The following is a 12592-nucleotide window of genomic DNA, read 5'->3' as shown; positions in this document are numbered from 1 at the left end:
ATAGATTTATGGCAGTAGAGATTGCCCATGCTTTTACATTTTCTAATATATTTTCTTTGTACTATTGCAAAAAAATACACACCAAAAAGAAGACCCCTAAACTTTAGAGGTCTTACTTCTATCACATTTATTATCCAAAAATATTTACGATTTTAATTTTTAAAATTCATACTCCAGATTTTATAATAACACAAGTAGTATGTACCTTATAATATATTAAATATCACTCTTTTACACCACCAAGAGTAACCCCTGAAATAATAAATTTCGAAAGTAAAAGATATACTATTACGATAGGTACGATTGCTACTGTTATCATCATATAAATCTTACCCATATCAAAATTCATATAATCAGCTCCACGAAGTGTTGCAATAAGAATAGGTACAGTCATCTTCTGTTTTGACTGGATTATCAATGCCGGAATGAAATAGTTATTCCAAGAACCTACAAATGTAAATATTGCCTGTACTGCAATCGCTGGTTTCATTATCGGAATAACAATCTTGTTAAATGTCCTGAATTCTCCTGAACCGTCAATTCTCGCTGCTTCAACAAGTGAAATAGGAAGTGATGACTGCAGATAACTATACATAAAGTAAAATACTGCCGGTGATGCGATTGATGGAACTATAAGAGGTGTCCATGAATCATACATCCCCATATTTGTTATAAGTCTTAAAAATCCCATCGCCGTTACCTGTGTTGGCATAACAAGTATTGCCATAATAAATGTAAATGCAACCTTTTTTAATTTAAAGTTGTATGCATAAAGTCCATATGCAGTAAGTGATGAAAAATATGTACATATAGCTGCTGAGGCTGCTGATATAAACAAACTGTTCACTATTCCACGCAGCATTGGAAAACTTCCATCCTTCGCTACCTTTTTCAGATTGTCCAAGAAATGTGTACCCGGCAATGCCGAAAAACCTTTTTGTAATTCTGAATGTGAGCGGGTTGCATTAACAATAAGTATATAGAAAAAGAACAGGCATAAAAATGCTAAGACCAACAAAACTATATGTGCCAAAATACTTCTGAATCTGTTATGTCCTTTTTTCATTATAATAACCCCCTTCTTCTTCTACGTTTTTCTGCTTTTGCAGCTGCTTTTGAACCATCAGGATCATTGTCATTTGTAAGCTTATACACGATAAAGCATAATATCGCACTTACTATAAACAGATATACTGATAAAGCTCCTGCCATTCCATAGTTCTTACTCTTCAAATGATTATTAAGGAACATTATAAGCGTCATTGAAGTTCTATCAGGATTTCCCTGTCCATTTGTAAGTATCTGTGGAACATCGAACATCTGAAGTCCACCGATAATAGATGTTACAAGTGTGTATGCAAGAATTGGTCTTATCATAGGAAGTGTAATATAGAAAAATCTCTGTATGCTGTTACATCCGTCAAGATCACAAGCCTCAAAAATTTCCATACTTATTCCGTTTATTGCTGCTATAAGCATGATTGTTGTATTACCAAACCACATAAGGAAGTTCATAAATCCTATAAGTGACCTCGTTCCAAATATAGAACCTAAAAAGTCAATCGGCTTCTTGATAAATCCAGCAGACAACATTATTGAGTTTACAGGTCCGTTTGTAGAAAAAAGTGTAAAGAACAACATCGCAAACGCTGATGCCATAATCAGGTTGGGAAGATAGATAACTACCTTAAAAAACTGTTTTCCACGAATCTTTAAACGAACATCAGTAAACCAATTCGCTAAAAGAAGTGCAAATACTATTTGAGGAATAAATCCTATAACCCACATTATAAGTGTGTTTTTTCCATATGTAATCATATCGGATTTCAGAAGACTTACATAATTCTTCATTCCAATAAAGTTTGGTCCTACTTCTTTTATTCCGGTACGATAATACTCAAAAAAACTATACCTTATTGTATCTAACAGCGGTATTAATGAAAATATAATATAAGTTATGAAAAATGGAAGTATAAATATATAACCCCATTTAGCGTAACTTACACTTTTTTTCTTCTTTTTCATAATCCCACTCCTTTCCTAAATATCATTATAAACTTGGAGTATTTCATTTCTTATAACAGGATTCAGCTATACTTTCATTATAACTAAATCCTGTTATATTGCCACATCTTTGTGACTACATAATACAATATTTTTATTTATCCCTTTATAATTGCTGCTACTTAGCCCAATTTACCTTCTTAACATCTGCATAACGCTCTTTAATTGCTGTCTCAAAGTTTTTCTTTGCCTTGTCATAAGTAACTTTTCCCTGAAAATAATCGCTGAATGAGTTCTGTATAAGCTCTACACATCCCTGATCATATGCTGACAATGGTGCAATTTTAATATTTTCTGCAACAGGTGCGAAATACTTAAACGGATTCTGACCACCAAGGAATTTAGAAGCATATTTTCCATCATTTTCTGCAGCCTCTTTCATTCCAGATTTTGTATTTGTAAAGTCAGAATATTTTTCTGAAATCTTTAAAAGATTGTCTTTATTTGCTGTGAGTGCAAGAATAATTTCTTTTGCATGCTTAGGATTGTCTGTTCCTGTTGCTGCATGTATGTAAGAACCGCCCCAGTTATATTCCTGTGGAGGATTTGTAACACCCCACTCGCCTTCTTTTCCATCCCAGTTTGGCTTTAATGTAAAGTCAATTCCCCATGCCGGTAAGAGGAATGCAAATACTTTAGATTTTGAACCCATGGCTTTATTCCAGTCATCATTCCACTGCCCCTTTACAGTCTTGTCAAAGTATCCTGCATCAAGCCACTGTTTTGAATCATTTATCCAATCCATGACTTTTGAATCTACATCAACTGTAGTATCTTGTGAATCACTAGGCGTAACCCATGATTTTGAAATACTGTTTCCATATAAACGGAATGTGTCAGCATATGATGAAAATGTGTAATATCCTTTTGCTTTTAACTGTTCTGCTGATTTCTTAAGTGTATCCCAATCCTTAACCTTCTCACCAATTTTCTCTGGATCATCTGTTCCGAATACTTTCTTTGCGATGTCTCTTCTGTAAACGAGAACTCCAGGACAGCACTGCCATGTAGAACCTCTCATAACTCCTTCACTGTCTGATGCTGTTGTCTTTGTAAAATCATACTGATCTGCAAACTCTTTATATGTATCAATTCCAAGATTCTTTAAAGGCATTGCAACATCCGCATCTTTATCCGTATATTTAAATACATAATCTGTCTCCGAAAGGAAAATATCAACTTTATCGTCTGCTGATGCATCAGCCTGTCTTCCAAGTGCCTCGTCAAGTTTCTGCTGATATACACCATCCTGGTTTGGATTGATAACCCAGTGAATCTCACAGCCATCCTTAAGTTTTGTAACTGTCCCATCCTTTGATGTTGATTCTACCTGTGGATAAACAGCCTCTAAGCGCTGACGGAATTCATCGTTCCATGAATAGATATTTATTATCTTTCCTTCTTTCTGACTGCTGTTTCCTGCTCCACCATCATTTGCCTTGTTTCCACATCCGGCAAGCATTGTAACACTCATTGCCGATGCAAGCACTAAACCTAAAAATTTGCGTTTCATTTCTCATTCCTCCTAATAGAATATATTTTTAATCATTCGACATAACTTTATGTCATTCCTCATTTACAAGTCATATACTACCCCATTTAACGCACACTTTATACTAAATCACTTGTAAAAATAGCAGATTCATGTCATAATGTTAAATAATAACAATATTATATCAGATTTTAACACTATTTTAGGAGGAAAAATATGTCGTTATCAGAAGAATGGGTAAATACAGAACTCTCAAACAGCGAATTTGAAGTACTTCACCGAGCCCCTGATGTTGAATACTCTTTTTATAATTCAGTTAAAACGGGAGATATGGACGCCGTAATTGAAAATTGCAAGCAAGATGCTTTTATAAATCTAGAAGGAGCCGGTATTCTCTCACAAAATCCTCTCACAAATATAAAATACCACTTTGTTGTCACGACCGCAATGATTACAAGATATTGTATTGATGGAGGTCTTGAAGCGGAGCAGGCATATCGTCTAAGTGACTTTTATATACTAAAGATGGACTCCTGCAATACAATACGCCAGGTAGCTGACCTTCATCATGAAATGGCAAAAGATTTTACCGGCAAAATGGTTCTTTTTAAGAAAAGTTCAATTCTCTCAAAACCTGTTATGCAATGTGTAAACTATATATACAGCCATATCAAAGAACGTATCACAATATCCACTCTTGCTGATTACACAGGACTTTCTGAGAACTATCTTTCTCGCATATTCAAACAAAATCTTGGTGTTTCCATAAGTGATTACATTCGCGAAAAAAAGATAGAAAAAGCAACTCACCTGCTCCGCTATTCTGATAAATCACTAATTGATATAGCTAATTATCTTTCCTTTTCGTCACAAAGCCATTTTATTAAAACATTTGAAAATTTCATGGGTATAACACCAAAGAAATATCGTGATAAATATTATAAATCAATGTGGTAATAACGCATTTTCATTTCATAAAAAAAAGAGGAAATTAATCTTCACATCAATTTCCTCTTTTGCTTTTTAGGAATATCTTATAAGATATTATCTCACATACTATTTTATAAAAACATCAATTTCATGACATCGTTCACAGCTCATTTCTTCAATCCTTTTTTTCATTATTACTACTTTCTTTAAATCAGCAGACTCAAGCTCATTTCCGTCACATTCCACTCTTATTATTTTATTATACACTCCATTATTATCCTGTATATTATCAATGTCAGCGTGAATCGTAATCTTTAATGTCCTTCCTGAAAAATTAAGTTTTATTGCAGCTTTGCCATCTTTATCAAACTGCTCAGGAAGAAGTGCCGGTTTTATAACAAGATTTCCAAGTTCTCCTCTTACTCCAAAAACTTCTGTTATCATTGTAAGCATATACCAGCTTGCTGCACCCGTAAGATAGGCATACAATCCGCGTCCATCGTTATCAAAATACTCAGGTATTCCCGGATACATAATACTATTTTCAAAATCCATCGCACTATCAAGCAGATTTTTAAGCACCTTGTAACCCTCTTTTATGAAGCCTCTCTTGTATAATGCATTTGCATACATTACTGCCATATGTGAAAATACGGCTCCATTTTCTTTTTCACCATATGCAAACCCAAACATTCTTCCAAAATCAAATTTTTCTTCTTTAAAATCTGTATTAAGACGGTATCCTCCAGCTTTCTTTTCATAGAGATATTTATCCGCACTGTTGCAAATCGCTTTTATCTGCTTTTCATCTGCAGTGCCACTCATTATCGCAAATACCTGGCTTGTAAGCATCATACGCACATCATCTTTTTTATAATACTCTACCTTTTTTCCATGATTATCATAATAACCGTTAAACCACCCCGTATTGTCATCTTCTTTTATCCACTCATTTTCACGAATGTTTTTCATGAGCCAATCTGCTTTTTCTTCAAGATTTTCACATATCATACTTATTTTTAATACAGCTTTTTCGCCACTTATATTGTGACAGCAAAGTTTACTATATTCAGAAAGAAGCTGCTGTTTTTTGTAAGGATTTTCGTACAATTCCTTACCTTTTCTAAATAGACATTCCATTTCCTTTGCAACCTCAATAATGCGGATTCCGTCTGTACTTTCAATTTTTCTCAAATAATATGCTATATCTTTTAAATTTCCCGCATATGCACATGTAAATGCGACACTTTCTCCCCTTTCCCATGCCATATCAAGTGCATCATTCCAATCTGCACCATGAAGTCTCATTTCATTATGCTCTCCAACATCATAAAATGCACAAAGATTCTGCAAAAGTATATGCTCGATAACAGTTCCAAAATAATCGACACCACCAGCTGTTTTCTGAGTATTTCCATCTTCAAATTTCCATTCATCATCGTGTGCTGTTCCTCTTAGTGACTGCCTGTCTTTAAAATATGACACCTTATCAAGAAGTATATCGAGATCACCTGTCTGATCCATATAAAGTTTAGTTGTAACAAACGGCCAGTAAGCGTGATCCATCCATACACGTGTTATATTATTTCTGTCCGCTATAAACTTTCCCTGTCCATTTCCTATTATTGTTGCATTTGTTCCATCAATCCTCACACCACCATAATTAGAAACTATCATTTTGCGAACCATATCGGGCTCCATAACAAGGAGTGCAAGACAATCCTGCCACAAATCTCTCCAGCCTCTGCCCCCCTTCCCATAATCATGATATGGCAGGAACGAACATCCGTAAATTCTTCTGAGTATAGGCTGGAAGCATATCCATTTAAGATAATTATCAACTGCCTTGTCATTCATTTCAAAGTCTATATTAACTTTGTCTTTCCAATGTTTCTTTGTTTTTTCAAAGCACTTTATAACATTTACTTTTGTTCTGTATAATGAAGTCCTTGATTCTATTGTGTCTTTTTGCGTTGTGACACCGGCAAGCATAATATAACCTGTTTTCTCACCCGCTTTTAATTTAATATTTCCAAAAGCAAAGGCTCCTGTCGCTTCTTTTCCCTGAATTTTCGTTCCCGGATTTACACCTGTTTTTCCAGTTCTTACAGCCTCCGGCATAAGAAAACTTCCACCCTCACCGATAAACATCTGATTTGTAGGATAAAATTCTTTCGGCTTTTCTCCATCATCTTTTGAACCATATACAAAATATGTAGTCTCATTTTTTCTATGACCTCTCTCATCAAATGATAAAACAGGTGCCACTTCTACTCCATATTCTTTTGTTTCTATTCTATGTAAAAGAGATGTTACATGTCTATGGTCTCTTAGATTGTCAGCACTTCTTCCATATATAGGAAGAGCTGCTATGGGTGTTATATCTATATCATTGTCAGAAATATTTTTCAATGTCACATACATAATCTCTATATTTTCATCAACAGGCACAAAAGACAACACTTCTGCTCTAATACCAAACTTTTTTGAAACTCTTGTAAGCCTCTGCCACATAAGACCAGCTTCTATCTTACTCTCATCCTGTTCCTTTGAAAATTTTTCAGCCTCCTGCATGGCAGATGCACCTGATACAGACCACATATTACTACCATTTATCAGACACCAGAAATTTCTTCCATTTTTGTTATTATGCAGATTTTCGATACTTACAGGTTCAAACAGGAAATGATTCTGGTCTGTTTTTGAATCACCTGCAAGTGTCGGAGTAATACTTGACTTTAACTCCTTTTCGCCTGCCAGCGGAAGATAAAGACCACTGTAATTTTCAGGATTTTCTATAACAAATGTTCCACTATTGTCCGTAAATTTTATTTTTCCCATTTATAAATTCCTCCTGTTCCTATGACATATAAAGTTCTATTTCTGTATTTTCCGTAAGCATATCTTCCGTCACATAGTTTCCTTCAACTTCTTTTCCATTTACTATCATTTTTTTGCAGCCGCTCTGGACATGACCCGGATTTTTAACAACAATATGAAGCCGGCTTCCTCTAAAACTTTTTGTAATCTCAAATTTTTCCCACTTTTCAGGAATTGAAGGTTCAATATGAAGTCCTCTAAAGTCAGGACGCATACCCAGTATTCCCTCTACACATCCAACCATTACAGTGGATGCTGTTCCTGTGAGCCAGTGAACATGTGAACGCCCAAAATTTGGACTTGCTTTTCCTTCAGTAAACTGTCCATAGCAATATGGTTCAAGCACTCTCGTCTCAGCTCTGTCATTCTGTGCTGCCGGTGAATTCTCCATAAAATATTCAAATGCCCTGTCACCATGCTTCAACAATGCCTCTGCAAGTATAAGCCACCCCTGTGACTGTGAGAAAATTCCTGAATTTTCTTTTGTTCCGGCATTATATATAACCGCTAAAGCTCCTGGAAATGCTTCTGCATGATATGGTGGATCCATAAGAATAGCACCGTATTCCGTATTCAATCTGTCATATACGCTGTTCATTATAACCTCACCCTGCTCTTCATCTGCAACCTTGCTGATTACAGCCCAGCTCTGTGGGTTAAGCCACATATTCGCCTCTGCATCTGTACGCTTGCCGATAACATTTCCTTCTTCTGTAAATCCTCTTATAAAACGATCCTCGTCATAGCAAATTTTCTGAATAATCTTTCCGAGTTCTTCCTGCTGTTTGTCAAGCTGTTTTACATAGTTATCATCATTTTTATATTCAGCAAACTTTCTAAGTATTGTCATTGCATAATAATACTGCATTGCAACAAACGAAGATTCTCCGTCTTTTCCAAGTCTTAAGCAGTCATTCCAGTCTGCATAAAGACCGGCAGGCATTCCATGTTTTCCAAGATGCTCAGCAGAAAATTTAACTGCACGCTGTAAATGCTCATATACTGTTGCTTCATCTTTGTTTGCAAAAGGAATAACCTCATCTAAAAATTCCATGTTTCCTGTTTCAGAAATATATTTATAAACTGTAGGAAATAACCATAAAGCATCATCAGCACGATATGCCGGATGTCCTGTCTCCTGAACATAAGATGTATCATCAGGTGTGTCCTCATGTCCCGGATTGTGTGTAAATTTTACAAGTGGAAGTCCTCCACCATTGTCAACCTGAGCCGAAAGCATAAATCTTATTTTCTCTACTGCCATTTCCGGGGCAAGATGTATAATTCCCTGAATATCCTGTACTGTATCACGATAACCATATCCATTTCTAAGACCACAATATGTAAATGATGCAGCCCTTGACCATATAAATGTCATAAAACAATTATATGCATTCCATGTATTTATCATTGTATTAAATTCCTCGCTTGGTGTCTTAACTTGGAATTTTTCCAGTTTCCCATGCCAGAATTTCTTTAACTCAACAAGTTCTTTTTCACATAAATTTTCATTTTCATCATATCTTGCAATTATCTTTGCCGCTTCATCATCGTACTTCATTCCAACAATAAAAATAACTTCCTTTGTCTCTCCCGGTGCAAGTTCAAGTAGTGTTGTTAAAGCACCACAGCCGTTTTCATTGTAATTTCCCTTATTATCAAGACTACCGTTAATAACACCAATCGGATTTGAATAATCATGGTATCTTCCTAAAAATCCCTCTTTACTTCCACACCATGATGAAACCTTCTGACCTGCCATTCCTAAGAATCTCATTGAAACATTTTTATTGTCAATGTATTCGTCTTCTTTTAAAGCATCAAGATTTCCATGAACATGATGCATTACACGATTTTGCGAAAAATGTGTCGATGTAATAAACTGTGAATACTGAAGATTCACCTGATCCTGCTCGTAATTGCAATTATTTGTAAACTCAGCATAACCTGTTATATTTAATTTTCTATTTTTTTCTGAATTGTTTGTAACCTTTAAATCCCATACTTCATAAGATTTATCAAGCGGTACATAATAAAGTGCTTCTGAGCTTATACCTGAATATTTGGCAATCATTCTTGTATAAGCTGTTCCATGATGACATTCGCTCTTGTATTCATCCAAATCTTTTCCAACCGGCTGCCATGATGCGGACCAATAATCTTTTGAGTCATTGTCCCTGATATAAATATATCTTCCCGGTTCATCAAACTGATTAAATACATATCTTAAAATTCTGCCGTTTGCACCTGATTTTTCAAAGCTGTATCCCCCCGCATTGTTTGAAATAATCGCACCATATTCAGGTGAACCAAGATAATTTACCCAAGGTGCCGGTGTATCAGGTCTTGTAATAACATACTCCCTTTTTTCATTATCGAAATAGCCGTATCTCATTTTGCTCCTCTTTTCTGCATATAAATAATTTTCTCATTGCATTTTCTGTATCATGTATGCACGACACAAAACTTAATATCTTTTTACAAAATATAACTGATTCATAAAAAAATATATACAATATTTTTCATTAAAATAGCAGATTCATGACATACCTTTTTTATATAATATGTTACACAGCTGATGTGACATATACGAGGACTTCTCAGGCTCCAAAAAGATTTGTAAATACAAGACATACCGAAATTCCCGATACACGATACCTCAGTATAGAAGTTGAAATATAACTAACTGCCATCTACCGTTCCCTAAACATCTGCACGAGCAGGATTATAAAGGATACACCCCAAAGAACAACAGCAGGCAGAAGATTGAAACTGCATGAACTCGTTACTCCATCGTTTAGATAAGTTACCGCAAAATGGCTTAATTTCAAAGCGTTTGGTACTTCCACCGACAGCTTGCTCACATAGACTGACGGCTGTATAAGCCTGTCCACAAAATAATACTGTAAAAAGATAGTTACAGCATACGAAATCACATAAAATCCTCTGCTCTTTTTGTATTGTTTCATATTAAAAAGCTGTTTTACCAAAAACAATCCACAAAGCAAAATGCTGAGCCACAAAGTCACAAATGAAACATAAAACGAACTGTTTTCAAATAAATTTCCTATTTCCAAAAACAGCTTGTCTGCCTTGACATATCTGCTGCTGCCCGCAAATATATATGCACCTGTGATAAGATAAAGTCCTGCCGCAGCCATCAACATATACATTGCCATTATCCTTATTCCAAACTTTTTTGCAAATCTTAATTCTGTTTTCTTAACTTCGGGTGACATCGATACCCGAAGAATATTTTCAAACTGCTCATCCGTTATTTTTAAATCATTCATATTAATCCTCCATTCTATTTCCAAGCGGACTCAATCTTGTGCTTCAATATTTTCTTTGCCTTGATAAGCCTGCTCTTAACGGTACTCTCCGGTATCTCGCACAATGCCGCAATATCTTTTATCTTCATATCTGCCGTGTAATAAAGATACACTACTATCCTGTATTTTTCGGGTAGTTCTCTCACCTGACTCTGAACAAACCTTATAAGTTCATTTTTTATTGCCGTATCCTCCGGACTGTTATCCTGTTCACCGGAAAAATTCGCATAATCAAAAATTTGAAATTCATTTTCCATATGCACCTCATAACTTTCCTGCTTTGCAATCCTCTTTCTCCACGCATATTTTCTTTTCTTGTTTTTCCATAGATTTATGGCAGTAGAGATTGCCCATGCTTTTACATTTTCTGACATATCAAGCTTTTTGTAATGCTCAACAAGTCTGAGCATAGTGTCCTGATAAAGTTCCCATGCAAGTTCACTGTCGTTGGTGGTTATCTTGCAAAACTTCATCAGAGTTTCACCATATTTTAAAATAAATTGTTCAAGTTCTTCTTTTTTCATATTTAATGTCCTGTGAATTTTAAATTCCGACACAAGTTTAACATCTGTATAACGAATAATTATTTTTTCTTTGTACTATCGAAAAACTTGCGAGCGAATATTTACCTTTCCAAATCATGTTTTATCTGTGCTTCTATATATTATATTGTAATGAGTCAGCAGAAAGTTTAAAAAATATAAAAAATACACACCAAAAAAATTAAATCTCCAGTGTGTATCTTCTATATACTTAGTTTTAAAATTTATCATTATTTATATCTTTTAAATGTTGTTCGCAATACTTTTGAACCATATCTATAAATTCATCTGCTATCCTATGCAACTAAAAACTTTTCCATCCAATGTCCCAATATATTCTTCCAGTTCCTCCGCCATTTCATATGCCTCCGGTATTCTTAAGTGTCCAGGTGTTCCCATGCCATTTCTTTTAAAGACATATTGCGTTATCTTTTTATCATCCATATTTTTTACAACCTGTGCTATCGCATCGTCCCATGATTCATCATGGTTTAACAGTGTCGTACAGCATATTATGTAGGCTTCACTATATACACTCCTCAATTTTCTCAAAAAATTCATATAGTGTTCCCTCCATTTTCTTGCCTGCGGATGACAGTACTCTTCTTTCATATAATCTTCCGGATGACAGTCATTCTGTCCTACGGCAACGATTACGACCTGCGGTATGTACTTACTAAAATCCCAGTCACTCATACCGCTAAGCCTTGTATTATAATGTACTTTATTCCAAACAGTCTCCATTCCTATCTGCTCCGGTTCGTGATACCAGCCCTCGCCATCCATAAGTGCGATTCCTCCCTGAGCAATGTCATGTATCTGTGCCCCCAGTTTTCTTGCCAAAATCCAGCCATAAGAATAGTAACTGTTTGAATAACCACCCTCATGCTCCGGGTCTTCCTTTCCAACAAAGTCAACGGCCTCCGATACCTCTCCTGCTGATACAGAGTCTCCATACACCTCTATTCTTTTGTCAGTTTTCTTTGGAAGTTCGAGGAGTTTCTCGCCATCTTCTATCTCATAACCAAGAATTGTCACTTCATGACATGAATCCTGTCTCTTAAAAAATAATACATGGTGAACGCCTGTCTCATTTTCATTCACTCGTACTTCAATCTTAGTTTCTCCCTCTTTTTTTATGTAGAAGCGTGACTGCACATTGTCAAGAATACAGCTAAGATAATTCTGCCAATATTCATTTTTATTTTTCACATGGATTTTTAATGTATTTCCAGTAAATTTAAACTCTGACGATGTGCATGGAAATATCCATGTTGGTTCTTTTGGCACACTCCAGTCTATGCGTCCCGTATATCTTATCTTTTCACTATCTGCACTTATCCACATTTTTC

At 35.4% G+C, this 12592-nt stretch carries 9 protein-coding genes; 1 reads left to right on the top strand and 8 read right to left on the bottom strand.

All coding sequences use genetic code 11. The features are described from left to right. Positions 1-223 precede the first annotated feature (223 nt). From DWZ63_RS09130 to DWZ63_RS09120, 3 genes are all read right to left on the bottom strand, one after another. Positions 224-1066 (bottom strand): carbohydrate ABC transporter permease, encoded by an 843-nt coding sequence (locus DWZ63_RS09130; protein ID WP_022013619.1) that lies wholly within the window; start codon positions 1064-1066, stop codon positions 224-226. Continuing rightward, positions 1066-2025 (bottom strand): sugar ABC transporter permease, encoded by a 960-nt coding sequence (locus tag DWZ63_RS09125; protein WP_055944470.1) that lies wholly within the window; start codon positions 2023-2025, stop codon positions 1066-1068. The genes DWZ63_RS09130 and DWZ63_RS09125 overlap by 1 nt, the downstream gene beginning before the upstream one ends. A 157-nt stretch (positions 2026-2182) precedes the next feature. Beyond that, positions 2183-3577 (bottom strand): ABC transporter substrate-binding protein, encoded by a 1395-nt coding sequence (locus DWZ63_RS09120; RefSeq protein WP_118499590.1) that lies wholly within the window; start codon positions 3575-3577, stop codon positions 2183-2185. 195 nt (positions 3578-3772) lie between these two features. On the opposite strand from DWZ63_RS09120, the gene DWZ63_RS09115 reads away from it, so the two are divergent. Next, a complete protein-coding gene (locus DWZ63_RS09115; protein ID WP_118499588.1) occupies positions 3773-4513 on the top strand; it encodes an AraC family transcriptional regulator in 741 nt (246 codons plus the stop codon). 99 nt (positions 4514-4612) lie between these two features. On the opposite strand, the gene DWZ63_RS09110 is transcribed toward DWZ63_RS09115, so the two are convergent. From DWZ63_RS09110 to DWZ63_RS09090, 5 genes are all read right to left on the bottom strand, one after another. Further along, entirely contained in the window at positions 4613-7327 is a 2715-nt protein-coding gene (locus DWZ63_RS09110; protein WP_118499586.1) for a cellobiose phosphorylase, read from the bottom strand. Positions 7328-7346: 19 nt separating this feature from the next. Beyond that, complete coding sequence (locus DWZ63_RS09105; protein ID WP_055944482.1) at positions 7347-9761, bottom strand: glycosyl hydrolase family 65 protein; 2415 nt, start codon at positions 9759-9761, stop codon at positions 7347-7349. 298 nt (positions 9762-10059) lie between these two features. Beyond that, positions 10060-10659 carry a hypothetical protein gene (locus DWZ63_RS09100; protein ID WP_118499584.1) on the bottom strand — a complete coding sequence of 200 codons (600 nt, stop codon included), beginning with the start codon at positions 10657-10659 and terminating at the stop codon, positions 10060-10062. Positions 10660-10673: 14 nt separating this feature from the next. Beyond that, the gene (locus DWZ63_RS09095; protein WP_118499582.1) at positions 10674-11222 is read right to left on the bottom strand and encodes a sigma-70 family RNA polymerase sigma factor; all 549 of its coding nucleotides are present in this window, start codon (positions 11220-11222) and stop codon (positions 10674-10676) included. Between the two features lie 309 nt (positions 11223-11531). Then, a complete protein-coding gene (locus DWZ63_RS09090; RefSeq protein ID WP_118499580.1) occupies positions 11532-12587 on the bottom strand; it encodes an electron transporter RnfD in 1056 nt (351 codons plus the stop codon). Positions 12588-12592: the final 5 nt, after the last annotated feature.

This window comes from Clostridium sp. AF34-13, from assembly GCF_003477845.1.
In the GTDB taxonomy this organism is placed as follows: domain Bacteria; phylum Bacillota; class Clostridia; order Lachnospirales; family Lachnospiraceae; genus Butyribacter; species Butyribacter intestini.
The sequence above is the reverse complement of the archived record's forward strand: the minus strand, read 5'-3'. Positions and strand labels throughout refer to the sequence as shown.

What these genes read in the sequence shown, in the direction of transcription:
- DWZ63_RS09115 (WP_118499588.1), top strand. Translation starts at nt 3,773, where the DNA reads ATGTCGTTATCAGAAGAATGGGTAAATACAGAACTCTCAAACAGCGAA.
- DWZ63_RS09100 (WP_118499584.1), bottom strand. Translation starts at nt 10,659, where the DNA reads ATGAATGATTTAAAAATAACGGATGAGCAGTTTGAAAATATTCTTCGG.
- DWZ63_RS09130 (WP_022013619.1), bottom strand. Translation starts at nt 1,066, where the DNA reads ATGAAAAAAGGACATAACAGATTCAGAAGTATTTTGGCACATATAGTT.
- DWZ63_RS09105 (WP_055944482.1), bottom strand. Translation starts at nt 9,761, where the DNA reads ATGAGATACGGCTATTTCGATAATGAAAAAAGGGAGTATGTTATTACA.
- DWZ63_RS09110 (WP_118499586.1), bottom strand. Translation starts at nt 7,327, where the DNA reads ATGGGAAAAATAAAATTTACGGACAATAGTGGAACATTTGTTATAGAA.
- DWZ63_RS09120 (WP_118499590.1), bottom strand. Translation starts at nt 3,577, where the DNA reads ATGAAACGCAAATTTTTAGGTTTAGTGCTTGCATCGGCAATGAGTGTT.
- DWZ63_RS09095 (WP_118499582.1), bottom strand. Translation starts at nt 11,222, where the DNA reads ATGAAAAAAGAAGAACTTGAACAATTTATTTTAAAATATGGTGAAACT.
- DWZ63_RS09125 (WP_055944470.1), bottom strand. Translation starts at nt 2,025, where the DNA reads ATGAAAAAGAAGAAAAAAAGTGTAAGTTACGCTAAATGGGGTTATATA.
- DWZ63_RS09090 (WP_118499580.1), bottom strand. Translation starts at nt 12,587, where the DNA reads ATGTGGATAAGTGCAGATAGTGAAAAGATAAGATATACGGGACGCATA.